Raw genomic sequence first — 26,346 nt, 5'->3', positions numbered from 1 at the left:
GGTTCTCGGCCGCATCCGGCCAAAGCCGTCGCCGCGAAGGTTCCGATGGCGAGGCCGAGCCCCACAGCAGAGGGACGCGCGGTAAGCGGTTGCGCGGCTCGGCGGTGCGGACGTAGGACTGGAGCGTTGCCTCCGCCGCCTTTGGAGTGTGCACGTGAAGCGATTCGCCGGGTTCGTGATTCTTGTCCTGCTCGCCGTGCTGCCGGTTCCGGCCGTGGCGAAGACCCAGCCGTACGTGGCTGATCGTCAGACGAAGATCGACGTGATGGGGGAGTGGGCCCATCCGGACGACGACACCAGCATCATCGGGCCGTGTGGTGTGTGGCATCAGCAGTACGGCGTCAAGTGCGGCGTGATCATGGTGACCCGAGGTGAGGGCGGCGGCAACGCGACCGGTCCCGAACTCGGGCCCGAGCTCGGTCTGCGGCGCGAGAACGAGGACCGTGTCGCGCACTACCGCTCCGGGACGGTCGACATCTTCAACCTCGACCGGATCGACTTCTTCTACAACCAGAGCGCGCCGCTGACGCAGTACTTCTGGGACGAGCAGGAAACGCTCCGGAGGGTCACGCGGGTGATCCGCGAGACGCAGCCGGAGGTCTATATCGGCTTCACACCGACCCTTGCCGCCGGCCACGGCAACCACCAGCAGGCCGGCCGGCTGATCTGGGAAGGCGTGCTCGCGGCCGCGGACCCGAACATGTTCCCCGAGCAACTGAAGGGCCCGCACGCCCTCAGCACCTGGCAGGTGAAAAAGGTCTTCTCCGGCGGAGCCACCGCAGGCACCGGCGGTACGACGACCTCGGCGAACTGCACCACCGGATTCACCCCGACCGGCCTCGACACCGTCGCGGGCGTGTGGACCGGCTACAACTCGCCGTACACCTGGCCGGCCGGTAACACGCAGGGGCAGACCGCTGGTACGCCGAAGATCTGGCAGCAGGTCGCGGACGAGGGCCGCGCGGCGTACCCGACCCAGAGCCGGGTGATGTACAAGGGCACGTCGGTTCCCGCTTGTCCGCGCTTCGGGATGACCGAGTCGTTCGTACCGTTCCAGCCGAACAGCAATGCGGCGGCCGGCCGTGACGACGCGATCCTGTTCGGCGCGACCAAACCCGACCCTGGTGGACTGCCGCTCGGAACGCTCGAATACCTAACCTTCGAAAGGTTCTACAACGTCGCCGGTGAACCCTTCCAGGCCACCCTGCACCTCCGCGGAAAGCTTGCCAAGGGCAACGTCGCGCTCACGGTCCCGGCCGGCTGGTCGACCGACGGCCCGAAGCCGGTTCGCAAGGGATCGAGCGCCGACATCACCTTCACCGTCACGCCCGCCGCCACCGCGACCGTCGACCAGAACGCGAAGGTTGCCGCGCTCTACACCACCGAGCACGCGACCGGCTACACGGAAAACGTTGTACGGATCGTTTCCGCCGCCGAAGGACGCTTCCAGCGCTGGGGGAACTGGCAGGAGTACGACGAGTGGCTGCAGAACACCGCGCCGCAGGCGAACCGACTCGGCCGCTCACAGGCGATCCAGTCGATGGGCATCGGCCAGACCATCGACGTACCCGTCGTCGTCCACAACTGGTCCGCGAAGCAGCAGACCGGCGCGGTGTCGCTCGACCTCCCGCCGGACTTCACCATCGACGCCAACGCGAAGCCGTACGACCTCGCACCCGGCGCGGACACCACCGTCACGTTCAAGCTCACCAACACCGACACGACCTTGCCCGCCCAGCAGAACGTCAACATTCCGATCCGGACGGCGACCGGCAGTGAAACGCTGACCCTCACGCTCGTCCCGACGACCGTGATCCCGCAGGCGACGCCGGTCGTCGACGGCAAGGCGAACCCGGGCGAGTACCCGGGCCCGACGCTCGACCTCGGCCGGATCTGGCAGGGTGCGAGCACCTGCACCGGCGTCGACGACTGTGGCGTTTCGTCAACAGGGGAAGGCAATACGGCCAAGGTCAGCTGGTCCGACGACGCGCTGTACTTCTTCATCCACGTCCGCGACGACTACCAGTCGTACGCCGTGACGCCGGAGGAATGCGTCGGTCACTGGCAGGCCGACTCGGTCGAGATCCTGCTCGACCCGCGCGGCACGGCGTCGCAGGACCTGAAGGACACCGCGAACACGTTCAAGCTCGGCATCTTCCCGTTCACCCAGAGCGGTGGCCCGTGCTGGGAACGCGACGCGGACAATCACCAGGGCTACTCGAGCGGCGCCCTCGACACCGGCAACGCACCCGGCGTGCAGGTCGCGTCGACCGCGCAGTGGGTCGGCAGCAACGAGACCACGGTCCCGCACGCGTACGCCGGTGGAGGTTACGACCTCGAGGTGAAGATCCCGCTCGCCGACCTCCCGTCCGCCGTCGACCCGGCACGGCTCGGGCTGAACATCACGCCGTACGACAACGACGACACCTCGGCGGCCGGTACGACGACGTTGCGGCATATCGACATGAGTACGCGACTCGGGTGGTCGGCGCTCGGCTCCGTGCAGTCCGACCCGTACCGCTGGGGGCTCGCCACGCTGCCCGGGTACACGCCGCCGGCGGACCGCCCGACCACGCCGGCGCCGCCCGACGTGTCGAACCCGAACCTCGACGGCGCCCTGTCGCCGCAAACGATTGCGCAGTCCGCGCGCAACGGCGTACCGATCTCCGGCCGGGTGCCGACCGACGACCTCAAGATCCTGTCGTCGGCTGTCAGCGGCGACGCCGTACACCTCGTCACGTCGTCGAAGGGAAACGGCACTGCTCGCGCGTTCCTGACCAGTGGTGAGCTCGGTGCGATCCCGGTGTGGACGACGTCGTGCACGACCGACCCGCCGCCGGACTACGGGTTCACGCCGTGTGCGATCACCGACGGCGCAACACCGCCGTGGTCACCGGACATGAGCGGTCACCTGGTCAAGCAAGCCACGCAGCAGGTCACCCGCGGTGTGCAGCACTGGACGATCTCGTTGACGGTGGCCCAACGGCAGCAATTGAAGGACCGCGGCCACCTGCTCGTCTCCTACGAAACAACAAAGAACGAGGTCCAGGCCTTCGACATCCGGATCGCGTAGTCGGCCGCTTCGCGGACCTGTTCGCTCGGGTGCTCCAACGCCGGTTGCAGCAGGTCCGTGGTGGCGGGTTCGGGCGTCGCGCCACCTGTTGCCATCAGCAACGGAATGAGGCCGTACGGATCCGTCTCCAATGAGAGCCGCGCGCGGGCTCCTCACTCACTTGCGTCAGCGTCGCGCGGTGAAGTCCAGTCCGCCGTCGGAGGAGCGCAGTTGCAGTGTCGAGCCGTCGATCTGGTAGGTCAGGTCGCCCTTCAATCCCTTCAGGACAAGGGATTCCACCGTCGCGGCGTCCCCAGCACAGGCCCGCCGCGTGGTGGCCAGTTCGCCGAAGGTGACCTTGCCGGTGGCACGCGCGACCATGCCCTGGAACTCGTTGCAGCCGGTCGACCCGGTGACGCGTTCGCCGTTCAGCGTCAGCCAGACCTTCTCGAAGCCGGCCTGGTGCGACGCGGCCTCGCCGGTGACGACCGTGGTCAGGTTCCACTTCGTGCCGTCGAGAGCGAGATCCGGCTCCGCGGTCTCCTTGTCGAGCAGCGAGATCGTCGTGTTCTCGGTGCTGAGTACAAGCTTGTCGCCGTCCAGCTTCCAGGCGGGCTTCGCCAGGAGAACGCCGCCGATCCAGGAGTCCTGACCCTGCAGCGGTCCCATGCAGCCCATCGCCGTCGACGCGATCTCCTTGCCGAGACTCAGCCGGCCGTCGGAGGTCGACACCGTGGTGTCCGACGAATTGCAGCCGGCGTTCCACGAAATCCGGCCGTTGGTGGTGAACTGCAGCCGGACCTTGGTCTTCGCCGCGAGCGGTCGCGGTTTCCCGTTCTCGGTGATCGAGGTGGACAAGAACGTCCGCCCGGCCAGCGACGCCCCGCCCCCGGTCCCCACGTCGTTTCCGCACGCGCTCAACAGCAGCAGTAGTCCGGTCGAGGCAAGCACGATCATCCGTTTGTTCACTACCAGAGGACGCCGCCTGGATTGCTACCGTTGCAGGTGAAGGGTTCGTTAATTCAGGCCCCGGGGTTGGCATCCCTGATCACGGTTCGATAACGTCACCGCCGTAGCGAGAGCGAACAAGTCACGACAAGGCCAGTCCAACTGGCCCTTCTGGGGACAGTCAATCGATCAGTTGAGGCCGCGCTGTAGTTCTGGGGCACGCAGTGCGACCCGTCGAACACACTAAGGAACTCTTCGCATGCCCCCCACCCGAACTGCCCGGAGTCGCGTGATCCTTCCTGCGGCCCTCGTCGCTGTCGCCGGTCTGGTAGCCCTACCGATCGTCGTACACGCGTCCAAGGACTCGCCGGTCGCGACCGCGAACGCGGCGGACAGCACGGTGACCGCCCTGCCCAACGTTGGACGCGTCGAGACCTGCGTCCTTGATGCCTATTCCGGTTGCACCGTCCTGCACGGCTTCGGACAGAAGCCGGTCGCGATCACCGCGACCGCCTCCGGCCCCGCGATGCTGTCGATCGACCCGCGTCGCACCACCGACAAGAGTTACCGGCTGCGCGCGATCCGTTACGACGGCGCGCGGTACCAGGCCGGCACCAAGGTGACCTACACCGCCCACTACGACTTCGTTGCCGTGGCGGCTCAGCCGACGACCCCGGCGCCGACCACCGCCCCGACCAGTGCCCCGACCAGTGCGCCGACGACGAGCACCCCGAAGCCGTCGCCGACGCCGACCAGCACGACGACCAGCACCAAGCCTCCGACCACGGAACCGACGACGACCAAGCCGACGTCGACCTCGACGACGACGAGCACCCCGCCGGCGTCGGGGACCTGCAAGAGCCCGTTGTGGTCGTCCTCGGACGCCTTCGGGACCTGGAACACCAGCGGCTACCTGGTCAACAACAACAAGTGGAACGAAGGTGAGTCCGGGCCGCAGACCATCCACGCCTGCGGGTTCAACAGCTGGTACGTCACCTCGGACCAGAAGGAACTGGCGAGCAACCCGGGATCGGTCAAGACCTACCCGGACACCCAGAAGAACTTCCCCGACAAGGCCATCAGCTCGTTCAACAGCATCAAGAGCACGTACGCCAACTCCCAGTCCGCCCCGTCGTCCGGCGAGTACAACTGGTCCTACGACATCTGGCTGAACGGGCTCGGCAACGAAGAGCTGATGATCTGGACGAACTACAAGTACCCGGCCTCGTTGCCGCCTGGTGACGCGGCCGACAAGGCGACCGCGACCATCGGCGGCCACACGTTCACCGCCTGGAAGCGCGGCGCCGTCGGCAGCAGGTACATCGCGCTCGCGATGACCGACCAGAAGGCCGTGAGCTCCGTCGACCTGAAGGCGGTCTTCGACTGGCTGGTCTCGAAGGGCTGGCTGTCCGGCACGGACAAGGTCAGCGCGATCGAGTACGGCGTGGAGATCTCCTCCACCAACGGTCCGGCGACCTTCCGGCTGGACGACTTCTCGCTCACTACGTCCTGACCTCAGCTCGCTCTCGCAGACCCCGGCGGCCACCGCACTCGATGCGGTGGCCGCTTAGGGTTTCGGTGTGACGGGACTTGTGATCTTCGACAACGACGGCGTGCTGGTGGACTCCGAGCGGCTGGCCAACACGATTCTGGCCGAGCTGCTCACGGAGGCCGGGCTGCCCTACACCTTCGAGGAGGCGGTGCGGGACTTCATGGGCGGGTCGATGGCGTCGATGCGGCAGAAGACGGAGGCTCAGCTCGGGCGGCCGCTGCCGGCGGATCTCGAGGACAGGTACCACCAGCGGCTGTTCGACGGCTTCGCACACCTGCTGGCGATCGAGGGCGTCGAGGCCGTTCTCGACCACCTGGACGAGCGCGGCATCAGGTACTGCCTCGCCTCCTCGGGCACCCATCGACGGATCCGTACGGCGTTGACCGCGGTCGGTTTCCTGCACCGGTTCGAGGGCCGGATCTTCAGCGCCGAGGACGTCGCGCACGGCAAGCCCGCCCCCGATCTCTTCCTGCACGCGGCCGCCTCGCTGGGCGTGAAACCGGCCGACTGTCTGGTGGTCGAGGACAGCCCGCTCGGCGTCGCCGCCGCGGTCGCCGCCGGGATGAAGGTCTTCGGGTACGCCGGCATGACCGACCCCGCGAAACTTTCCGATGCGAACACGGTTTTCCACAACATGACCGCCCTCGCCGACCTGATCGACGCCACCTGAGACACTGGAACGACCATGTCTACTCCTGAGTCACGTCCGGTCCGTGCTGAGGCCGTGGTCGATCTGGCTGCGATCCGTCACAACGTGACGACGCTGCGTGCCCGCGCTGAGGGCGCGCAGCTGATGGCTGTGGTCAAGGCCGACGGATACGGGCACGGGATGGTCCCGGTTGCCCGGGCCGCCCGGGAGGCCGGTGCGGACTGGATCGGCGCCGCGGTGCTCGAGGAGGCGCTCGCGCTGCGGGCGGCCGGTGACACCGGGCCGATCTTCTGCTGGCTGACCACCCCCGGCGAGCCGCTGGCCGACGCGATCGAGGCCGGTATCGACCTGTCCGCGGGCGCGCCCTGGGAGATCGACGAGCTCGTCGCCGGGGTGCAGGACCGCCCGGCGCGGGTGCACCTCAAGATCGACACCGGGATGTCCCGCGGCGGCGCCGTACCGGAGGAGTGGCCGGCGCTGATCCGCGCCGCTGTCCGCGCGCAGGCGACCGGGCAGATCGAGATCAAGGGCATCTGGTCGCACCTGTCCTCCTCGGACGAGCCGAAGAGCCCGGCGAACGAGTCCCAGCTCGCGACCTTCACCGAGGCGATCGAGGTGGCCGAGTCGTTCGGTATCGACGCCGAGTTCAAGCATCTCGCGAACTCCGGCGCCACGCTGGCGTTGCCGGAGACCCATTTCAACCTGGTCCGTCCGGGCGTCGCGACGTACGGTCTGTCGCCGTTCGGGCATGCGCTGCCGTCGGCCGAGCTCGGGTTGCGGCCGGCGATGACGCTGAGGGCGCGGCTGGCGATGGTGAAGCGGGTGCCGGCCGGCGCGGGCGTCTCGTACGGGCTGACCTGGACCGCGCCGCGGCCGTCGACGCTCGGCCTGATCCCGCTCGGGTACGGCGACGGGCTGCCGCGGCACGCCTCGAACGGCGGCCCGGTCCAGGCGTACGGCGTACGGCGAGCGATCGTCGGCCGGATCTGTATGGACCAGTGCGTCGTCGACCTCGGCGACGACCAGGCCGCGGCGGGCGACGAGGTCGTGCTGTTCGGCCCGGGTACGGCGGGCGAGCCGACCGCGGACGACTGGGCCGACGCGGCCGGGACCATCAACTACGAGATCGTCACTCGCCTGGGCGCCCGGATCCCACGCAGGTACGTCGACAGCGAAAGGTAGATCGGCATGTCCAAAGCAGGGCGGACTGCTGGTCTGATCGGGGCCGCGGTCGGAGTGCTGGCCGCAGGAGCCGCGGCCGGGGTCGCGGTCGAGCGTCAGGTGATCGGCCGGCGATCGGGTCAGCGCAAGCAGTTGGAGGCCGAGCCGTTCGGGTCGCTGCGCGGTACGCCGCACATCTTCACCGCCGACGACGGGGTCGAGCTGTACGTCGAGGTGGACGAACTGAAGCGGTCCCGGCGACCCGCTCCGCCCCCGAAGCGCAGGCTCGGCCGGAAGCTGCCGCTGCCGCCCGAGGACCTGACGGTGATCTTCGCCCACGGCTACGGGCTGAACATGGACCTGTGGCACTTCGAGCGCCGCGACCTGGCCGGCATCGGCACGATGGTGTTCTACGACCAGCGTTCGCACGGACGCTCCGGGCGGTCGCCGAAGGCCAACATCAGCATCGACCAGCTCGGCCAGGACCTGTACGGGATCGTCGAGCGGTTCGCGCCGACCGGACCGGTGATCCTGATCGGGCACTCGATGGGCGGCATGACGATCATGGCCCTGGCCGAGCAGCATCCCGAGCTGTTCGGCGACCGGGTGATCGGCGTCGGCCTGTGCTCGACCAGCGCCGGCGGGCTGGACCAGGTGCCGATCGTGTTCCCGGGCAAGGTCGGCATGCTCGCGCGGGCGCTGGCCACGCCGACGGTCGCCGCGCTGGCCCGGATCCCGGACGTGGTCGAGCGCAGCCGGAAGGCCGGCACGGACATCAGCTACCTGCTGACCCGGAAGTACTCGTTCGGTTCCGAGGTGCCGTCGGCGTTCACCGAGTTCGTCAACGAGATGATCGCGGCGACGCCGATCGAGGTGATCGCGGACTTCTACCCGATCTTCGCGCTGCACGACAAGTACGACGCCCTGGAGCCGTTGCAGAAGGTCGAGTGTGTGGTGATCGGCGGCGACAAGGACCACCTGACGCCGTTCGAACACGCCGAGGAGATCGTCCGGCGGGTCCCCGGCGCCGAGCTGGTCGAGGTGCAGAACTGCGGCCACCTGGGCCTGATCGAGCACCACCGTGAGTTCACCGCCGCCCTCCTTGGGATGATCGAACGAGCCGAACAATCCCTAGGACACCAATGACAGACCTGCACGTCGTCGACGCCACCGAGGAACACGTCGACGACATCGTCAATGTGATTCACCATGCCTTCTCCTCGCGCCGGGTGCTCGACCCGCCGTCGACCGCGTTGTCCGAGAACGCGACGACGGTGGCGGCCGCGATCGCCGAGCACGGCGGGCTGCTGGTGCTGAGCGACGGCGTACCGCTCGGGGCGGTGCTGTTCGAGCAGGTCGGTGACGTCCTGAACCTGCGCCGGGTGTCGGTCGACCCGCGGTACCAGGCCCGCGGCGTCGCGTCGGCGATGGTCGGTTGCGCCGAGGAGGTCGCCGTACGCCGGGGGCTCAGCCGGGTGAGCCTCATTGCGCGGGTCGAACTGCCGGACACCGTGGAGTTCTGGAGGCGGCGTGGGTACTCCGTCGTCGACCAGCAGGCGCACAACCTGACCTACGCCAAGGCGATGCCGATCGAGTTGACCGTGCCGACCGCCGACGAGATGCAGGCGATCGGCGAGGAGCTGGCCGGCCAGTTGCGTGCGGGCGACGTACTCGTGCTGTCCGGTGACCTGGGAGCCGGCAAGACGACGTTCACGCAAGGGCTCGGCGTCGGGCTGAAGGTGCGCGGAGCGATCACGTCGCCGACGTTCGTGATCTCGCGGGTGCACCCGTCGCTGGCAGGCGGTCCCGCACTCGTCCATGTCGACGCGTACCGGATCGGTGGGTTCGCGGAGCTGGACGACCTCGACCTGGACGCGAGCCTCGAGGACGCGGTCACGGTGGTCGAGTGGGGTCATGGGCTGGCCGAGGCGCTCGCGCCCGATCGGTTGGACATCGTGGTGACCCGAGGCGACGACGACACCGACGAGACGCGGTCACTGCGGATCACTCCGGTGGGTCCGCGGTGGGCCGCATCCGGCATTCAGCTGTCCGTACTGGAGAAGAACTGACATGTTGCTCGCCTTCGACACCTCGAGTGCCGCCGTCACCGTCGCGTTGGCCACGCCGGCCGGCGAGATCGTCGCCTCGTCGACGACCGTCGACGCGTTACGCCACGGGGAGCTCCTCGCGCCGGCGATCGCAGCGGCCTTGGAAACGGCGGGAGTCACGCCGCGCGACCTGACCGGGATCGCGGTCGGTGTCGGCCCCGGTCCGTTCACCGGACTGCGGGTCGGACTCGTCACGGCTCGGACGATGGGTGAGGTGCTGGGGATCGAGGTCTCCGGCGTCTGCAGTCTCGACATCCTCGCGCGGCAGTCGACGCTGACGTTGCCCGTCGCGGTCGCGACGGACGCGCGGCGCAAGGAGATCTACTGGGCGCTGTACGACGGTCCGGCCGCGGACGGCAGCCGTCGGCGGCTCGAGGGACCTGCGGTCGACAAGCCCGCCGAGGTCGCCCACGTGCTCTCCGGGCTTCCCGTGATCGGCCGCGGCGCGGTGCTGTACGCCGAGGCACTGGGCGTGTCCGCTGTCGAGGTCCCGGAGTACCCGTTGGCCGACGTACTGGCGACGGGTGTGGCGACCGGGACGCTCGAGGTTGTCGCGCCGGATCCGCTGTACCTGCGCCGGCCGGACGTGACCATGTCCAGCAGGCCGAAGAGCGTGCTGTGAGACCTGCCATCAGAGCGGCGCGTTCGGACGACCAGGCCGAGCTGGTCGCGTTGGACGAGCTGTGCTTCGGCCCGGCTGCCTGGAGCACAGGCGCCTGGGCGGACGAGTTCGACCGGCTGAGCGAGGATCGGGTCGTCCTGGTCGCGGACGAGGGCGCGCTCGTCGGGTACGTCGTACTGCTGCTGCCGCAGGTCGCGCTCGATGTGGTCGAGGTACTGCGGATCGCGGTGACGCCGGCGGAGCGCCGGACCGGGATCGGCGGGCAGTTGCTGACGGCGGCGCTGGCCCGGTGCGCCGGGCGGACGGTGTTACTGGAAGTTGCTGCGAGCAACGAATCGGCGATCGGGTTGTACCGGGGCTTCGGCTTCGAGGAGATCAGCCGGCGCAGCGGGTACTACGGCGGCGGCGAGGATGCGGTGATCATGCGGTGGCGGGAGACAGTATGACTTCGAATGAGCCTTTGATTCTGGGGATCGAGACGTCGTGCGACGAGACCGGGGTCGGGATCGTGCGCGGGCAGACGCTGCTCGCCGACGCGATCGCGTCCAGTGTCGAGGAGCACGCCCGGTTCGGCGGTGTCGTTCCCGAGGTGGCCAGTCGCGCGCACCTCGAGGCGATGGTGCCGACGATCCGGCGGGCCTGCGAGACGGCCGGTATCAAGCCGACCGACGTGGACGCGGTCGCGGTGACCAGCGGGCCCGGCCTGGCCGGCGCGCTGCTCGTCGGTGTCGCCGCGGCCAAGGGCTTGGCGTTGTCGCTGGACAAGCCGCTCTACGGCGTGAACCACCTGGCGGCGCACGTCGCGGTGGACACCCTGGAGCACGGCGATCTGCCGAAGGGCTGCGTCGCGATGCTGGTGTCCGGCGGACACTCGTCGCTGCTCGCGGTCGAGGACATCACCGACGGCGTCGTACCGATGGGCAGCACCATCGACGACGCGGCCGGTGAGGCGTTCGACAAGGTCGCGCGGGTGCTCGGGCTGCCGTTCCCGGGCGGGCCGTGGATCGACAAGGCGGCGCGCGACGGCGGGGACCGGCTGTACGTGACGTTCCCGCGCGGGCTGACGTCGCAGCGGGACCTCGAGCGGCACCGGTTCGACTTCTCGTTCTCCGGGTTGAAGACCGCGGTCGCGCGCTGGGTCGAGGCGAAACGGCGCGACGGCGAGGACGTGCCGGTGAACCACGTCGCGGCGGCCTTCCAGGAAGCGGTCTGCGACGTACTGACCCGCAAGGCGATCGACGCGTGCAAGGACCGCGGCTTCGAGCACCTGCTGATCGGTGGCGGCGTCGCGGCGAACTCGCGGCTCCGGGTGATGGCCGAGGAGCGTGCCTCCGCGGCGGGTATCGCCGTACGGGTGCCGCGGCCCGGTCTGTGCACCGACAACGGCGCGATGGTCGCCGCACTCGGCTCGGAGCTGGTCCGGTCCGGGAAGGCGCCGTCGCCACTCGATCTCCCTGCCGACTCGTCGATGCCGATCACGGAGGTACTGAACAAATGAAGTGGACCGGAGCCGACGGCTTCGAGGCGGACGACAACGCCGAGCGGATCGACGTCGACGTGGTGCAGGGCTTCTTGAGTACGTCGTACTGGGCCGAGGGGATCCCGCGCGAGGTGGTGGACCGCGCAGTCGCCGGTTCGCTGAACCTCGGGGTGTACGGCGCGGACGGGGCGATGGTCGCGTACGCGCGGATGGTGACGGACCGGGCCACGTTCGCCTGGCTGGCCGACGTGTTCGTGCTGGAGTCGCACCGTGGGCACGGTCTCGGGCGCTTCGTCGTATCGACCTTGCTCGAGCACCCGGAGCTGAAGGGCCTGCGGCAGGTCCTGCTGGCGACCGCCGATGCGCACGAGCTCTACCGGTCGTACGGCTTCAGCGAAACGCCGCCCGGACGGATGATGTCGATCCGCAAGGAACCGGCCGAGTTGTACGCGCAGCCGTGAGGCGTCCGGGTGTCGATCTCGTCCGGCACCCGGCGGGCGCGACCGAACTGGTGCTGCTCGCGCACGGCGGCGAGGAACACTCGCACGCCGACCCGCACCTGTGGCGCCCGGCTGTGCTGCGGATGTGGCCGTTCGCGCAGGCCGCGCGGCGGGTCGCGCCGAACTCCGCGACCGGGTTCCTCCGGTATCGCTTCCGGGGCTGGAACGACGACGGCCACGCGGCTACTGATCTGCGGACCGTTCTCGACGAACTGCCGCCGGTGATCTCGCGGGTGTTACTGATCGGGCACTCGATGGGCGGGCGAGCGGTAGTTGCCGCCGGCGATCATCCACGGGTGGCAGGCGTGCTCGCGCTGGCGCCGTGGCTGCCGCGCGACGAGCCGCTCGTCGCGCTTCGCCCACCCGTCACGTTCGTGCACGGGACCGACGACACGATCACCTCTCCTGCGGGCACGACGGCGTACGCACAGCGGCTGCGGGCGGCCGGGGTGGAGGTGACGACGTACTCCCTCGCCGGGGAAGGGCACGCGATGCTGCGCCGCGCGAAGGACTGGGACCGGCTGGTGAGAGAGTTCGTCGGAGGGATCCCTGCCGGTGGTGGTGACGAGCACTTGCCGGCGGTGCGCGATCAGGCGGCGTCGGCGGTCGGCGAGATCGCGATAGCTCGATTCCGGATGCCGGTGAAGGAACGATTCCGGGCAAGTTAGTGGCGGGTCTCCGGGGAGTTGCAGCAGCAGACGCAGCACCTCGCCCGCCGGCTTGTCGCCCGGAGACCCGCTCGCGAGTCGATCATATGTTCGAATGTACGTCGAGCGCAAGTCCGGATTGTTCCGTGCGATGACGGTTGGCGGCCAACGGGCATAGCTTGGCATTCTATCGGTGGTCAGCCACGCCGGTCTGCGGCGAGAGTGAAGGCATGAGTGCGACGATGCGTGCCGCGGTGTGTGTCCGAGCGGGTGGCCCCGAAGTCCTGGAGCTCCGCGAGTTGCCGGTGCCGGCGGTTCGGGACGGCTGGAGTTTGGTGCGGGTAGCGGGAGCCGGTCTGAACCGGTCGGAGTTGCGGACCCGGCAGGGGCATTCGCCGACGGTGCGGTTCCCGCGGGTCCTCGGGATCGAATGTGTCGGCGTCGTGGTTGCCTCGACCGATCCCGCCGTACCGGAAGGGACAACGGTCGCGGCGGTGATGGGGGAGATGGGCCGGGCGTACGACGGCGGCTATGCGGAGTACGCATTGTTGCCGAACGCAACGTTGATGCCGGTCGCCAGCACGCTGCCGTGGGACCTGCTGGCCGCGCTGCCCGAGACGTACTTGACGGCGCAGGGCGCGTTGGACGCGTTGGGGATCGAGCGCGGCGGCCGGCTGCTGATTCGCGGCGGTACGTCGTCGGTGGGGATGGCGGCTGCGGCGATCGCGGCTGGGTACGGGGTCGAGACCGCGGTCACGACGCGGCAGGCGGGCAAGGTCGACGCGCTGACCGCGGATCATGTGGTGCTCGACGACGGCGGATCGCTGCGGGAGATCTGGCCGGACGGACCGGAGTACGTTCTGGACCTGATCGGCGCGCGTACGGCGGTGGACTCGCTACGGCTCGTCCGTCGCGGCGGCACGGTGTGCGTCGCGGGATCGCTCAGCGGGTGGTTGATCCAGGACTTCGAGCCGATCGCGATGATCCCGTCCGGAACCCGGCTGACGGCGTTCCACAGCGAGACGATGAAGGGGCGCACGGACGTGCTGCAGCGGATCGTGAGCGAGGTCGAGAGCGGCGTCTACCGGCCGAACGTCGACCGTGTCTTCGACCTGGAGGACATCGTCGCGGCGCACCGGTACATGGAGGACGATCAGGCGACCGGCAAGCTGGTCGTCACCCTGCGGCACGAGTAGGCGACGGCGTCGCGGCCGATGCGCGTGATGATCAGGGTCGCCGACGTCGAGCCCTTCGGTGCGAGCTTCTTGCGCAGCTGGGCCGGATCGAGATCGACGCCGCGCTTCTTGATCTCCAGCGTCCCGATGCCCTGGTTGCGGACCCAGGAGCGCAACGCTTTCTCTTTGTAGGGCAGCTCTTCCAGTACTTCGTACGCCGAGGCCAGCGCGGTCGGGATGTACGTCGACGCGGTGACGTAGGCGATGCGGGGATCCAGCAACCACCCGTCGACCGCTGCCGAGACCGCGGTGACCAGACCGGCCCGGACGACCGCACCGTCGGGCTCGTAGATGTACCGACCGACCGGACCACTGTCGGCCTCCGGTGCATCGCTGACACTCGCGCCACCGGGGAGCAGCGTGGCCCGTCGTGGTGTGCCGCCGTACAGCTCACCGGACCAGAGCGCGGCCTCCTTTACTTCACCGGCGTCACTGATCCACTCCGCTTCCACCCCTTCGGGGATCGCGTCGTGCGGGATGCCCGGCGCCACCTTCACGCACGCGGTGCGCTGCAGGAGCTGGGTGACGAAGGACCACGGCGGCGAGTAGGCGTTGTGGTCGAACACGCGCCGTCCATCAGCCCGGCGCGCGGGGTCGGCGAACACCATGTCGTACGGCGTGAGATCCGTCGTCTCCGCATCGCCGACGAGGACCTCGCCAGGCAGGTCGAACGCAGCCAGGTTCGCGCGGGCGACGACTGCGGTCTCGGGGTCCCGTTCGACACCGGTGACCAGCAGTCCCGCACGGGCCATGACGATGAGGTCGCCGCCGATGCCGCATCCCAGGTCGACCATCGTGTCGATCTGGCTGAGCGCCACGCGTGCGGCTCGGTGGGTGCTGACTGTGGTGCGGGTGGCTTGCTCCAGGCCGTCTGGGGTGAAGTACATGCGTTCTGCGTCCGGACCGAACTTGGCGACGGCGCGGTGGCGCAGTGCGGCCTGGGTGACCGCAGTCGTGACAAGCGTTGCGTCGTACCGGCGTCTGAGCTTCTCGACCAGCTGGAGCTCCTTGCCGGGGCGGTACTCGGCGCAGGCGGCAGCCAGCACCTCAGTGCCCGGTCCATCGAGCAGCGCGGCGACACTCACCCGGGCAACATTAGACGTCTCACGCTGAGAATCCTTTGGCACTCGAGTTGACCGAGTGCTAATCGCGGCCTAGATTCGGTGTTGGCACTCTCGATGCGAGAATGCCAGCGGTCCGGCCCTTGACCCCCGCGACGGCAGGGGAGCGCGACCACCATGAACCGCAAACAGCACATCGACCGTGGAGGTCAGCAAGTGTCGGTCACGATCAAGCCGCTCGAGGACCGTGTCCTCGTCGCGCCGCTCGAAGCCGAGCAGACCACGAAGTCCGGCCTGGTGATCCCGGACACCGCCAAGGAGAAGCCGCAGGAGGGCGAGATCCTCGCCGTCGGCCCGGGCCGGATCGACGACAACGGCAACCGCGTCCCGCTGGACGTCGCCGTCGGCGACAAGGTCATCTACTCCAAGTACGGCGGCACCGAGGTCAAGTACGACGGTCAGGACTACCTGATCCTGGGCGCCCGCGACATCCTCGCAGTCGTCAGCAAGTGACGAACGCCCGCCGTTCCTGACTGACACCGCCCCGGGGCCTTCGGCGCCGGGGCGGAGTGGGTCCGGCACCCGACCGGGGTGGTGGGGCGGGGGAGTTGGACACAGGGCTCGCTCCTGCAACGAGACATACGGAAAAGGACTGGTTTTCTTCATGCCGAAGATCCTCGAGTTCGACGAGAACGCGCGGCGCGCGCTGGAGCGTGGCGTCGACAAGCTCGCGAACACGGTGAAGGTGACGCTGGGCCCGAAGGGCCGCTACGTCGTCCTGGACAAGAAGTGGGGCGCCCCGACCATCACCAACGACGGTGTCACCGTCGCCCGTGAGGTCGAGCTGGACGACCCGTTCGAGAACCTTGGTGCGCAGCTCACCAAGGAGGTCGCCACCAAGACCAACGACATCGCCGGTGACGGCACCACCACCGCGACGGTGCTGGCGCAGGCACTGGTGCACGAGGGCCTCCGGGCGGTCGCCGCCGGCGCCAACCCGATGGGCCTCAAGCGCGGTATCGAGGCGGCCGTCGAGGCCGTGTCGGCCAAGCTGGTCGAGACCGCCCGCGCGGTCGACAACAAGGGCGACATGGCCCACGTTGCCACCATCTCCGCCCGGGACGCCGAAATCGGCACCCTGATCGCGGACGCGTTCGACAAGGTCGGCAAGGACGGTGTGATCACCGTCGAGGAGTCGAACACCTTCGGGACCGAACTCGAGTTCACCGAGGGTATGCAGTTCGACAAGGGCTACATCTCGCCGTACTTCATCACCGACGCCGAGGCCGGCGAAGCGGTGCTGGAGGACCCGTACATCCTGATCCACCAGGGCAAGATCTCCGCGATCGCGGACCTGCTGCCGCTGCTGGAGAAGGTCGTGCAGTCCGGCAAGACGCTGCTGATCATCGCCGAGGACGTCGAGGCCGAGGCGCTGTCCACCCTCGTGGTGAACAAGATCCGCGGCAACTTCACCTCCGTCGCCGTCAAGGCTCCGGGCTTCGGTGACCGCCGCAAGGCGATGCTGGAGGACCTGGCCGCGCTCACCGGCGCGCAGGTCGTCGCCCCCGAGGTCGGGCTGAAGCTCGACCAGGTCGGCCTCGAGGTGCTCGGTTCGGCGCGCCGGATCGTGGTCTCGAAGGACAACACGACCGTCGTCGAGGGTTCCGGCAAGGCCGAGGACATCGAGGGCCGGGTCAGCCAGATCAAGTCCGAGATCGAGCGCACCGACTCCGACTGGGACCGCGAGAAGCTGCAGGAGCGGCTGGCCAAGCTGGCCGGCGGCGTCTGCGTCATCAAGGTCGGCGCGGCCACCGAGGTCGAGCTCAAGGAGAAGAAGCACCGGATCGAGGACGCGGTGTCCGCGACCCGGGCCGCGATCGAGGAGGGCATCGTCGCGGGTGGCGGTTCCGCTCTCGTGCACGCGTCCACCGTGCTGGACAAGGACCTCGAGCTCGACGGTGACGAGGCCACCGGCGTTCGGATCGTCCGCAAGGCGGTCGTCGAGCCGCTGCGCTGGATCGCCGAGAACGGCGGCTACGAGGGCTACGTCGTGACCGCGAAGGTTGCCGAGCTCGAGTCCGGCAGCGGGTTCAACGCCGCCACCGGTGAGTACGGCGACCTGCTGGCGCAGGGCGTCCTGGACCCGGTCAAGGTGACCCGGTCCGCGCTCGCCAACGCCGGCTCGATCGCCGCGCTGCTGCTGACCACCGAGACCCTGGTGGTCGACAAGCCCGAGGAAGAAGAGCCCGCCGCAGCCGGTCACGGCCACGGCCACGGCCACTGATCCCTCAGCAGTAGTAGTTCGACAGCACACAGCACCGCCCGGCAGGTCCTCGGACCCGCCGGGCGGTGCTCTGTTGCGCGGCGGTTCGCCGCCGCACAGAGCCGCCCGAGCACCCTCAGCCGCACTCCGACACAAGGCCGGTTATCCCCTCGTGTTGGGGGTTCTCTGCTGGTGTGCGAGGGGAGAACCCCCAACACGGGGGGATATCCAGTCCTGTGCCGACCCCATCCGGTCGGTCTGATGGGATGGGTGGGTGTGGATACGGGTGCGGGGCGATGAAGACCTGGGTGTTTGCGTGGAGTTGTTGCGGGCTGTGCATGAGCGGGCGGCGTACCCGATCAACTGGCCTGCTGACCCGCGGGACTGGCTGACGCCGGAGAACCGGCTGGGTTGCTGGGTCGCGGTGAGTGACGCGCGGGTCGTCGGGCATGTGGTGCTGACTGCCGTCGGTGACGACGCCGAGGTGGAGCGGTTGTTCGTGGACCCGGAGGCGACCCGGCAGGGGATCGGGCGGCAGTTGCTCGACCATTGCGTGAAGACTGCCGCCGAGCTCGGGCGGAAGCTCTCGCTCGAGGTGGTCGACAACCGTGGCGCCGCCGTACATCTCTATCGACGGGCCGGGTGGCTCGAGACCGGTCGTACGCCGATCGACTGGGCGGGCGAGCACGCGTCCGAACTGATCCGTTTCGTCGGGCCCTGGACCTAACTGGCTGGTAGTGACAGATTGTGATCAAGAGCGGGGGCCTGACCACGAATTGCCACTATGCAACGAGAGTTGAGCGCCGTACCATCTTTCAGGCTGACCGGTCCGAACACGAGGGGGCGAGGGGTGACAGAGGTCCGAGTACCTGACACCCACGACCGGGTCGAGCTCAGGGATCTTGCCGCGCTGGCCGGCGACGGGGACCGCACAGCTCTCAACGACCTGCTCACCAGAGTGCGCGCAGTCGCGCACAGATACGTACGGTCCCGTTTGTGGACCTATCCCGGCGGCGCCGACATGGTCGACGACGTCGCACAAGAAGTTTGTGTCGCGGTGTTCGGCGCGCTGGGCCGGTACCGTGACGAGGGGAGGCCTTTCGAGGCTTTCGTCTACGGCATCGCGGCCCGCAAGGTCGCCGATGCCCAGCGCGCGTTCGCGGTCGCCGACGTCTCGACGCCGGACCTGCCGGACGGCGCGGACGAGTCACCGACGCCGGAGGAGCGCGCGGTTCGGCACTCAGAGGTCCAGCACATCATGGGCCTGCTGGACAAGTTGCCGGAGAAACTGCGCGAGATCCTGCGCCTTCGCGTCGTTGCGGGGTTGTCAGCCGAGGAGACCGGCCGGGCACTGGGGATGACACCGGGGGCGGTGAGGGTCGCACAGCATCGGGCGTTGAACACGCTCAGGGGGTTTGTGGGGCATGAAGCACAGCTGGAACGAGGAAGAGCGGGGGAGGGGCATCATGGCTGACCGTTTCGACCTGGACGCGATCGAGGCCGATGACGCGCTACTCGATCTGCTCGCTGCCGGAGGGGAGTCCGCCCGTGCGGCGGGCGAGCACGACCCCGCCGTCCAACTACTGGCCGATCTGCGGCTCGCCGTGGAGGTCGAGGACGAGCTCCCGGTAGAGACCATCGACGATCCGGAGAGCTTCCTGGCGCGTTGCGCCGCGCTCAACCCGATCAGCGACCCGTTCGCCCGCAAGATGGCGACGCGTGGTCTGGCGTTCGGTGTTGCCGCGGTAGCCGCGCTGTCGGTCTCCGGAGTGGCCGCGGCGGTCACCGGTGACCCGTTGTCGCCGTACGAGAAGGTCATCGAGAAGATGGTCGACGCGGTCCGCCCGCAGACCAGCTTCCCGAAGGAGGACCTCGACGGACTGCCGGTCGTGGACCGGAGCAAGATCGTCAAGGTCGGCAAGGACTTCAAGGACAAGGCGAAGGCCGAGCACGCCGCCGAGAACGGCAAGAACGGCTCCGCCGGCGACGACCCGCAGGCGCAGGAGATCAAGGGAACGCCGGACGTCGTGGCGCCGCCGGAGGACAAGCCGGTCGCGAGCCGTGAGTGGCCGTGGAAGGTGCCGACCGAAGAGCAGAAGACGCTGGATCCGGTCAAGCCGACGACCGAGGTGACGCCGACGCCGAGCGACACCAAGACGACGGAGCCGACCGAGACCAAGACGACCGAGCCGACCGACACCACGACGACGGAGACGCCGCCGGACACCCCGACGACGACGCCGACGGAGGAGCCGACCGACACCACCACGCCGACTCCGACTCCGACGGATCCGACCACCACGACGCCGCCGACGAACGTCGACACCGGCACGGGCGACAACACGGGCGACGACACGGTGACCGGCAATCCGACCGGCAATCCGACGTCGACGCCGAGCTCGGGTTCCGGCGAGGGCCAGACGAGCGACGGGGACACCACACCGGGTTCGGACACCACCACCACGCCCGGCGGTGACACCGGCGGTACCGGCGGCTCGGACACCAGCGGTACGGACACGAGTGGTTCGGACACGTCAGGTGACGGCGAGACGCCGGGCGGCGAGGTCACGCAGGTCCCGGCCGAGGTCAAGGAACTGGTGAACGTCGTCGAGGCGATCGTGTCGCCGGTGCTGCCGACGCCGAGCGGTGAGCCGGTCACGAACGAGACGACCGAGCGGTTCTTCGGCACGCCCGAGGCGGTCAAGAAGGCGTCGACGACCAAGAAGGCTGCGACGACCAAGAAGGCGACCAAGGCTGCGACGACCAAGGCTGCGACGGCCAAGGCGAAGAGCCGGACGGCCGCGAAGCACTCGACCGGGCAGGAGGCCGTGGGCTCGGTCCGCAAGGCCTACCCGAAGGGCAAGCACTCCAGCGGCGCGTACCCCGAGGGCAAGCACGCCGCCATCGCCCGGACCTACGGTTCCACCACCGACGCCAGCCTGTTGCAGATCCTGGACGTCGTGAACAAGCCGATCATCAAGTAACCGGCCGATCACCGACCGCCCGCCGCGAACCGTGGCGGGCGGTTGCCTGTGTGGGGGCCTGTGGACGGCGGATTCGGGGCCTGGTGGCGGCGCGGATAGGATGGGGTTCCGTTGTCGCCGTACAAAAGGTGCTCGTTTTCCCCATGGACATCACCCCAGCTGGAGTTCCCGACAAGTTCGCCGTCCTCGGCCTCACCTTCGACGACGTACTGCTGCAGCCGAACGAGTCCGACGTCATCCCGTCCGAGGCCGTCACCCGGTCCCGGCTGAGCCGCAATGTCGAGGTGAACATCCCGCTGGTGTCCAGCGCGATGGACACCGTCACCGAGGCCCGGATGGCGATCGCGATGGCACGCCAGGGCGGCCTCGGCGTCCTGCACCGCAACCTCTCGCTCGAGGACCAGGCCCAGCAGGTCGACCTGGTCAAGCGCTCCGAGTCCGGCATGATCGCGCAGCCGATCACCATCGGCCCGGACGCCTCCATCGGCGAGGCCGACGCGCTCTGCGCGCAGTACCGGATCTCCGGCGTCCCGGTGGTGGACGACGCGGGCGTGCTGGTCGGCATCGTCACCAACCGCGACATGCGCTTCGAGACCGACCTGTCCCGGCCGGTCCGCGAGGTGATGACCAAGCAGCCGCTGATCACCGGCAGGCAGGGCATCGCCGCCGACGACGCGATGGCGTTGCTCAGCAAGCACAAGGTGGAGAAGTTGCCGCTGGTCGACGAGGCCGGCAAGCTCACCGGCCTGATCACGCTGAAGGACTTCGTCAAGCGCGACAAGTTCCCGCTGTCGACCAAGGACGGCTCCGGCCGGCTGATGGTCGGCGCGGCGATCGGCTTCTTCGGCGAGGCCTACAAGCGGGCCATGACGCTGGTCGAGGCCGGTGTCGACGTGCTCGTGGTGGACACCGCGCACGGTCACTCCCGGGCCCAGATCGAGATCATCCGCAAGCTCAAGGCCGACCCGGCCACCCGTGGCGTGGACGTCGTCGGCGGCAACGTCGGCACCCGCGCGGGCGCGCAGGCGCTGGTCGAGGCGGGTGCGGACGGCGTGAAGGTCGGCGTCGGCCCGGGCTCGATCTGTACGACGCGGGTCGTGTCCGGCGTCGGCGTGCCGCAGGTGACCGCGATCTACGAGGCGTCGCTGGCCTGCAAGCCGGCCGGTGTCCCGGTGATCGGCGACGGCGGCCTGCAGTACTCCGGTGACATCGCCAAGGCGCTCGTCGCTGGCGCGGACACGGTCATGCTGGGCTCGCTGCTCGCCGGCTGCGAGGAGTCGCCGGGTGACCTGGTGTTCATCAACGGCAAGCAGTTCAAGGCGTACCGCGGGATGGGTTCGCTCGGCGCGATGTCGTCGGCCGGTGGCCTGCGCAAGTCGTACTCCAAGGACCGCTACTTCCAGCACGACGGCGGCTCCGACGAGAAGCTGATCGCCGAGGGCGTCGAGGGCCAGGTGCCGTACCGGGGCCCGCTGTCGGCCGTCGCGCACCAGTTGATCGGCGGCCTGCGGCAGTCGATGTGGTACACGGGCGCTCGGACCGTGCCGGAGCTGCAGGAGAAGGGCCGCTTCGTCCGGATCACCTCCGCCGGCCTGCAGGAGTCCCACCCGCACGACATCCAGATGACGGTCGAAGCCCCGAACTACTCGGGCCGCTGACCCGCCTGCTACCTGTAAGGACACCAGATGACCGAGATCGAGATCGGCCGCGCGAAGCGGGGCCGGCAGGCGTACGCGTTCGACGACATCGCGATCGTGCCGTCGCGCCGCACGCGGGACCCCGAGGAGGTCTCGGTCGCCTGGCAGATCGACGCGTACCGGTTCGAGCTGCCGATCCTGGCCGCGCCGATGGACTCGGTGATGTCGCCGGCCACCGCGATCGCGATCGGCAAGGCCGGCGGTCTCGGCGTCCTCAACCTCGAAGGTCTCTGGACGCGGTACGAGGACCCCACCAGCCTGCTCGAGGAGATCACCAGCCTCGAGACGCAGCAGGCCACGCACCGGCTGCAGGAGATCTACTCGGCGCCGATCAAGCCCGAGCTGCTCTCCCAGCGGGTGCAGGAGATCCGCGACTCCGGTGTGACCGTGGCCGGCGCGCTCTCGCCGCAGCGCACCAAGCAGTTCGCCAAGCATGTCGTGGACGCGGGTGTCGACCTGTTCGTCATCCGCGGTACGACGGTGTCCGCCGAGCACGTGTCGGGGCAGGCGGAGCCGCTGAACCTGAAGCAGTTCATCTACGACCTCGACGTACCGGTGATCGTCGGTGGTTGTGCGACGCACCAGGCGGCGTTGCACCTGATGCGGACCGGCGCGGCCGGCGTGCTCGTCGGGTTCGGCGGCGGCGCGGCGCACACCACGCGGAAGGTGCTCGGGGTCGCCGTGCCGATGGCAAGTGCGGTGGCCGACGTCGCTGCGGCGCGGCGGGACTACATGGACGAGTCCGGCGGCCGGTACGTGCACGTCATCGCGGACGGCTCGGTCGGGCGGTCCGGTGACGTGGCGAAGGCGATCGCCTGCGGCGCGGACGCCGTGATGGTCGGCTCGCCGCTGGCGCGCGCGAGCGACGCCCCGGGCGGCGGGTACCACTGGGGCGCCGAGGCCTGGCACCAGGACCTGCCCCGCGGTGAGCGGGTCGAGGTCGGCGTGACCGGCACGATGGAGCAGATCCTGTTCGGCCCGTCCTGGGTCCCGGACGGCACGATGAACCTGGTCGGTGCGCTCAAGCGCGCGATGGCCACCACCGGCTACACGGAGCTCAAGGAGTTCCAGCGGGTCGAGGTCGTCGTCGGTTGAGTACCGGCGTACTACTTCTCCATGGTTCGAGCGGTGCGCCGGACCTGGACCGGGCCCGGCTGCTCGAGGCCGAGGGGTACGACGTACTCGTGCCGCGCTGGCCGGTGACGCACGAGGTTCCGCTGGAGTCGTTCCCGCTGGCTGAGCTGGCGGGCAACGATCGGCTGGTCGTGATGGGCAGCTCGTGGGGTGCCGAGGCGGCGTTGCTCCTCGGTGCGCTCGACGAGCGGGTGGACTCGGTGGTCGCGTTCGCCCCGAGTGCCTATGTGTGGGCCCGGAGCCTGGAGGACGGTAGTCAGCGGTCGGCCTGGACCTGGCAGGGCGAGCCGCTCCCGTTCGTGCCGTTCGACCTGGACTGGAAGTCCGAGGAGGATCCGCCGAGCTACACCGGGATGTATCGCCAGAGCCTGCGCGCGGCTCCGGAGCAGGCGCGGATCCCGGTCGAGCGGATCCGGGGCGAGGTCCTGCTGGTGGCCGGTGGCGACGACAAGGTGTGGCCGTCGGTCGAGTTCGCGGCGGAGATCGAGCGGCGTCGCGGCGACCGTCCGACGCGGACCGTGACGGTCGCGGCGGCCGGGCATCGTGCGGTGCTGCCGGGTGAGGAGCCGAAGACCGCGGGGCAGCGGATGGCGCGCGGCGGGACCGAGGCGGCCGACCGCGAGCTCGGTGCCCACGCCTGGTCCGAGATCCTGCAGCTGCTCGCGGATTAGGCCCGACTTGCTTCGAGTTCACCCGGTTTGACGGGTTCTGGAAGGATTGCCGCATGGGATTGTTCAGCCGTCGGAGCAGCCAGGACACGGACAATGTTGCCCTCGCCGCGGCGCGAGGCCAACTGTCCCCGGACGATGTCGATCAGGTGCGGTTCCTGATCACCACGAAGAAGGCGGTGCATGCGGTCAAGCTGATCCGTGATCGCACCGGCCTCGACCTCAAGCAGTCCAAGGAGCTGGTCGACGACATCCGCCTCGGGCGGTACGTGCCGCCGACGACCGGTACGCCGTTGGTCCGCCGCCCCGGCACCAACCTGGCCGAGCGCACCCGCGCCCTCAAGGCCGCGGGCGAGCTCCACCAGGCGACCGCCCTGGTCGTCTCCGAGACCGGCATGACCGACGAAGAGGCAGGCCTGTTCGTCGGCGCCCTCCGCGCCGAACTGCAGGACTAGGGGGTCCACCCCGGGTCGCGGCCGAAGGCGGCGAGCAGTGCTTCGGTGGGATCGGTGAAGCCGTCGAGGTGCTTGCCGACCATCCCGGCCGATCGGTAGAGCTCCTCGCGCTGCGCGAACCAGTCCGCGACCTCGCTCACGAGTTCGGGGTCCATCCGCGGCGGTACGTCGATCGCGACGGCCAGGTCCCACCCGTGGATCAGGTGATCCGCCGCGAGCTGGCGCAGGTACTCGTGCGGATCCTCGTCGCCGTACGACAGATGCACCTTGTCGATCGGCCAGGTCGCCGCGACCTCCGCCTCGCGGGCGGCGTACGACGCCGCGGCGGCCGGGTCGTCCTCGAGCAGGTCACCGTCGAGGGTGTCCCCGACCTCGGCGATCGTCTTGCCCGCCATCAGCGGCACGGTCCAGCGCTCCTCGCCGACGACATGGTTGACCAGCGCCCGGACGTCCCAGTCCGAGCACGGCGTCGGCGCCGACCAGCGATCGGCCGGCACCTTCGAGACCAGGTCCGCGAAGTTCGCGACCGTGCGATTGTGTAGCTGTACAGCGTCCATAATCTCCCCCTCCAGCGTCAGCGTCCGCCGGAGAGGGCTGGGACGTCAACGGCCGAGCTGGAGTTGCTCCGCCGCCTCGTGGGCGTGGTGGGACGCGGCGAGGTCGCCGGTGGCGGCCAGGAGGTTGCCGTGGTGCCGGTAGCAGGCCCCGGCCAGGTCCTTCATCAGCTCGTTGTCGTCGGCGTACGGGATCAGCGCGGTCGCCACTTCCGCGCACCAGCCGCCGAGGTCGAGCGCGATGTCGGTCCGCCCGGCCTGGAAGTACGCCTCGGAGATGTCCAGCAGCAGCTGCGCCCAGATCGGCACGTACGTCGCCGTCTGGAACCGCATCCGGTGCGACTCTCGCTCGGACGAGATCGCGAACAGGTAGTGCGCCTCGAGCCCGAGCGTCAGCGCGGCGTTCCCGTCCTGCGACAGCAGCGGCTTCACCAGCTCCGCGAGCTCGGTCGCGCGTTGCGCCGCCGACTCCGGGTCCGTCCGGCCCGACACGGTCGCCAGCGTCATCCCGGGCGCGGGCTCGCTCAGCGCCACCAGCCGGTGGTACTGCTCGAACGGCCCGAGCTTGATCTCCGCGTTCTCCAGCGCCGCGACCAGCGTCAGCGGCAGACCGCGGTCCAGCTCCTCGACCACGCGGGCCGCCGTCTCGGCGTCGGTGTCGTACGCCGTCCGCAGGCAGGCCTCGCCCTCCAAACGGCCGACGATGCCGAGGTGCTTGCCCTTCCTGACCAGGGCCGCGACCAGCGTGCGCATGTCGGTCGCCGAGTCCGAGTCGGCGAGCGTGTCGGCCGTGGTCAGCCCGATCTCGTCCGCCTCGAGCGCGAGGTCCAGTCGCCCCTCGGCCGCGTGGACATCGGCCGATACCGCGGTCGCCGTACACAGGTAGCGGGCGTACGACAGCGACTGCGGGCTCTCGTTGATCTGGTCCGCGAGCTGCAGGAACAGCTGCGTCGCCGCGTCCGCGGACGCGACCGCGAGCGCGGGGTCGCCGTACCGCCGCAGGATCAGCGCGTTCATCGCGAGCACCCGGGCGAAGTCCGGCTGGTGCTTGAGACCGTCCTCGCCGCCGACGAGCTGGCCGTACGCGATCACCGCGCCGTCCATCTCCAGTACGGCGGTGGCGCCGTGACCGCGGTGCGCCTGGGTCATCGCGCGCCGGGCGCGGACGTCGGCCAGGAAGCAGGTCGCGTCGAGCACGCCGGCGTCCTGGAGCTCGGTGTACCCGAGTTGCGCCTCGTGCAGTGCGGCGAGTGCCTCCTCGTGCCGGCCGGACGCGTTCAGCGATCCGGCCAGCTCGTACTGGGTCGCGGCCATCAGATGCTTGGCCTCGTAGTGGTTCGGGTGCCCTTCGGCCCGTTCCCTGGCCAGCTCGATGACCCGCTGCTGGTACGGCCCGGCCTCGTCGGCCCGGCCCTCCTCGATCAGCACCTGGGCTGTCTGCAGCGCCTCACCGAGCTCGTCCTCAGGAGGCGTCCAGAGCCCCCCGCTGTCCACCATCTGTACGTTCCACCCCTTCGCAGGTTCAGCCGCTCAGCTTAACGGTCCCTTGATACTGACAGCCGCTATTACCGGCAGG

General features: G+C 69.2%; 25 protein-coding genes. 21 read left to right on the top strand and 4 right to left on the bottom strand.

Annotated elements, in window-relative coordinates; translation table 11 throughout:
- Nucleotides 1-154: 154 nt before the first annotated feature.
- The gene (locus tag E0H45_RS05195) at nucleotides 155-3,073 is read left to right on the top strand and encodes a PIG-L family deacetylase (RefSeq protein WP_131335120.1); all 2,919 of its coding nucleotides are present in this window, start codon (nucleotides 155-157) and stop codon (nucleotides 3,071-3,073) included.
- Between the two features lie 165 nt (nucleotides 3,074-3,238).
- Here E0H45_RS05195 and E0H45_RS05190 read toward each other — a convergent pair whose 3' ends face one another.
- On the bottom strand, nucleotides 3,239-4,021 hold the full coding sequence (locus tag E0H45_RS05190; RefSeq protein WP_238154806.1) for an META domain-containing protein: 783 nt from the start codon (nucleotides 4,019-4,021) through the stop codon (nucleotides 3,239-3,241).
- A 268-nt stretch (nucleotides 4,022-4,289) separates the two neighbouring features.
- Between E0H45_RS05190 and E0H45_RS05185 the strand changes: the two genes are divergently transcribed.
- The 11 genes from E0H45_RS05185 to E0H45_RS05135 all read left to right on the top strand — a co-directional run bounded on the left by E0H45_RS05185 (nucleotide 4,290) and on the right by E0H45_RS05135 (nucleotide 13,915).
- Entirely contained in the window at nucleotides 4,290-5,513 is a 1,224-nt protein-coding gene (locus E0H45_RS05185; protein WP_131335119.1) for a GH12 family glycosyl hydrolase domain-containing protein, read from the top strand.
- A gap of 67 nt (nucleotides 5,514-5,580) precedes the next feature.
- The gene (locus E0H45_RS05180; RefSeq protein WP_131335118.1) at nucleotides 5,581-6,222 is read left to right on the top strand and encodes an HAD family hydrolase; all 642 of its coding nucleotides are present in this window, start codon (nucleotides 5,581-5,583) and stop codon (nucleotides 6,220-6,222) included.
- A gap of 15 nt (nucleotides 6,223-6,237) precedes the next feature.
- Nucleotides 6,238-7,383: an alanine racemase gene (gene alr, locus E0H45_RS05175; protein WP_131335117.1), complete on the top strand. Its 1,146-nt coding sequence runs from the start codon at nucleotides 6,238-6,240 to the stop codon at nucleotides 7,381-7,383.
- Between the two features lie 6 nt (nucleotides 7,384-7,389).
- Nucleotides 7,390-8,508, top strand: a complete 1,119-nt coding sequence (locus tag E0H45_RS05170) for an alpha/beta fold hydrolase (protein WP_131335116.1) — start codon at nucleotides 7,390-7,392, stop codon at nucleotides 8,506-8,508.
- Nucleotides 8,505-9,431, top strand: a complete 927-nt coding sequence (tsaE, locus tag E0H45_RS05165; protein WP_131335115.1) for a tRNA (adenosine(37)-N6)-threonylcarbamoyltransferase complex ATPase subunit type 1 TsaE — start codon at nucleotides 8,505-8,507, stop codon at nucleotides 9,429-9,431. The genes E0H45_RS05170 and tsaE overlap by 4 nt, the downstream gene beginning before the upstream one ends.
- A 1-nt stretch (nucleotide 9,432) precedes the next feature.
- A complete protein-coding gene (gene tsaB, locus E0H45_RS05160) occupies nucleotides 9,433-10,092 on the top strand; it encodes a tRNA (adenosine(37)-N6)-threonylcarbamoyltransferase complex dimerization subunit type 1 TsaB (protein WP_131335114.1) in 660 nt (219 codons plus the stop codon).
- On the top strand, nucleotides 10,089-10,538 hold the full coding sequence (locus tag E0H45_RS05155) for a GNAT family N-acetyltransferase (RefSeq protein WP_131335113.1): 450 nt from the start codon (nucleotides 10,089-10,091) through the stop codon (nucleotides 10,536-10,538). Before tsaB ends, E0H45_RS05155 begins: the two co-directional genes overlap by 4 nt.
- Entirely contained in the window at nucleotides 10,535-11,590 is a 1,056-nt protein-coding gene (gene tsaD, locus E0H45_RS05150) for a tRNA (adenosine(37)-N6)-threonylcarbamoyltransferase complex transferase subunit TsaD (protein WP_131335112.1), read from the top strand. The genes E0H45_RS05155 and tsaD overlap by 4 nt, the downstream gene beginning before the upstream one ends.
- Entirely contained in the window at nucleotides 11,587-12,033 is a 447-nt protein-coding gene (locus E0H45_RS05145; protein WP_131335111.1) for a GNAT family N-acetyltransferase, read from the top strand. Before tsaD ends, E0H45_RS05145 begins: the two co-directional genes overlap by 4 nt.
- A complete protein-coding gene (locus E0H45_RS05140; protein ID WP_131335110.1) occupies nucleotides 12,030-12,740 on the top strand; it encodes a dienelactone hydrolase family protein in 711 nt (236 codons plus the stop codon). The genes E0H45_RS05145 and E0H45_RS05140 overlap by 4 nt, the downstream gene beginning before the upstream one ends.
- Before the next feature lie 209 nt (nucleotides 12,741-12,949).
- Nucleotides 12,950-13,915 carry a zinc-binding dehydrogenase gene (locus tag E0H45_RS05135; protein WP_131335109.1) on the top strand — a complete coding sequence of 322 codons (966 nt, stop codon included), beginning with the start codon at nucleotides 12,950-12,952 and terminating at the stop codon, nucleotides 13,913-13,915.
- Here the strand turns inward: E0H45_RS05135 and E0H45_RS05130 are convergent.
- Entirely contained in the window at nucleotides 13,873-15,039 is a 1,167-nt protein-coding gene (locus E0H45_RS05130; RefSeq protein WP_131335108.1) for a class I SAM-dependent methyltransferase, read from the bottom strand. The two genes, E0H45_RS05135 and E0H45_RS05130, sit on opposite strands and share 43 nt — an antisense overlap.
- A 192-nt stretch (nucleotides 15,040-15,231) precedes the next feature.
- Between E0H45_RS05130 and groES the strand changes: the two genes are divergently transcribed.
- The 9 genes from groES to E0H45_RS05085 all read left to right on the top strand — a co-directional run bounded on the left by groES (nucleotide 15,232) and on the right by E0H45_RS05085 (nucleotide 24,216).
- Nucleotides 15,232-15,528 carry a co-chaperone GroES gene (groES, locus tag E0H45_RS05125; protein ID WP_130384566.1) on the top strand — a complete coding sequence of 99 codons (297 nt, stop codon included), beginning with the start codon at nucleotides 15,232-15,234 and terminating at the stop codon, nucleotides 15,526-15,528.
- A 151-nt stretch (nucleotides 15,529-15,679) separates the two neighbouring features.
- A complete protein-coding gene (gene groL, locus E0H45_RS05120; RefSeq protein ID WP_131335107.1) occupies nucleotides 15,680-17,299 on the top strand; it encodes a chaperonin GroEL in 1,620 nt (539 codons plus the stop codon).
- Between the two features lie 295 nt (nucleotides 17,300-17,594).
- Nucleotides 17,595-18,005: a GNAT family N-acetyltransferase gene (locus tag E0H45_RS05115; RefSeq protein ID WP_238154804.1), complete on the top strand. Its 411-nt coding sequence runs from the start codon at nucleotides 17,595-17,597 to the stop codon at nucleotides 18,003-18,005.
- A gap of 123 nt (nucleotides 18,006-18,128) precedes the next feature.
- A complete protein-coding gene (gene shbA, locus E0H45_RS05110; protein WP_130384564.1) occupies nucleotides 18,129-18,752 on the top strand; it encodes an RNA polymerase sigma factor ShbA in 624 nt (207 codons plus the stop codon).
- Nucleotides 18,745-20,262 carry a hypothetical protein gene (locus tag E0H45_RS05105; protein WP_131335105.1) on the top strand — a complete coding sequence of 506 codons (1,518 nt, stop codon included), beginning with the start codon at nucleotides 18,745-18,747 and terminating at the stop codon, nucleotides 20,260-20,262. Before shbA ends, E0H45_RS05105 begins: the two co-directional genes overlap by 8 nt.
- Nucleotides 20,263-20,405: 143 nt before the next feature.
- Nucleotides 20,406-21,920, top strand: a complete 1,515-nt coding sequence (gene guaB / locus E0H45_RS05100; RefSeq protein WP_131335104.1) for an IMP dehydrogenase — start codon at nucleotides 20,406-20,408, stop codon at nucleotides 21,918-21,920.
- 27 nt (nucleotides 21,921-21,947) lie between these two features.
- The gene (locus E0H45_RS05095; RefSeq protein ID WP_131335103.1) at nucleotides 21,948-23,054 is read left to right on the top strand and encodes a GuaB3 family IMP dehydrogenase-related protein; all 1,107 of its coding nucleotides are present in this window, start codon (nucleotides 21,948-21,950) and stop codon (nucleotides 23,052-23,054) included.
- A complete protein-coding gene (locus E0H45_RS05090) occupies nucleotides 23,051-23,764 on the top strand; it encodes an acyl-CoA thioester hydrolase/BAAT C-terminal domain-containing protein (RefSeq protein WP_131335102.1) in 714 nt (237 codons plus the stop codon). The genes E0H45_RS05095 and E0H45_RS05090 overlap by 4 nt, the downstream gene beginning before the upstream one ends.
- A gap of 53 nt (nucleotides 23,765-23,817) precedes the next feature.
- Nucleotides 23,818-24,216, top strand: a complete 399-nt coding sequence (locus E0H45_RS05085; RefSeq protein ID WP_131335101.1) for a hypothetical protein — start codon at nucleotides 23,818-23,820, stop codon at nucleotides 24,214-24,216.
- Here E0H45_RS05085 and E0H45_RS05080 read toward each other — a convergent pair.
- Both E0H45_RS05080 and E0H45_RS05075 read right to left on the bottom strand, forming a co-directional pair.
- Nucleotides 24,213-24,773 carry a TIGR03086 family metal-binding protein gene (locus E0H45_RS05080; RefSeq protein ID WP_131335100.1) on the bottom strand — a complete coding sequence of 187 codons (561 nt, stop codon included), beginning with the start codon at nucleotides 24,771-24,773 and terminating at the stop codon, nucleotides 24,213-24,215. The two genes, E0H45_RS05085 and E0H45_RS05080, sit on opposite strands and share 4 nt — an antisense overlap.
- Before the next feature lie 45 nt (nucleotides 24,774-24,818).
- On the bottom strand, nucleotides 24,819-26,267 hold the full coding sequence (locus tag E0H45_RS05075) for a hypothetical protein (RefSeq protein ID WP_131335099.1): 1,449 nt from the start codon (nucleotides 26,265-26,267) through the stop codon (nucleotides 24,819-24,821).
- Nucleotides 26,268-26,346: the final 79 nt, after the last annotated feature.

The sequence above is a fragment of the Kribbella soli genome (assembly GCF_004331345.1).
GTDB lineage: Bacteria > Actinomycetota > Actinomycetes > Propionibacteriales > Kribbellaceae > Kribbella > Kribbella soli.
This window is presented reverse-complemented; position numbering and strand designations above follow the sequence as displayed.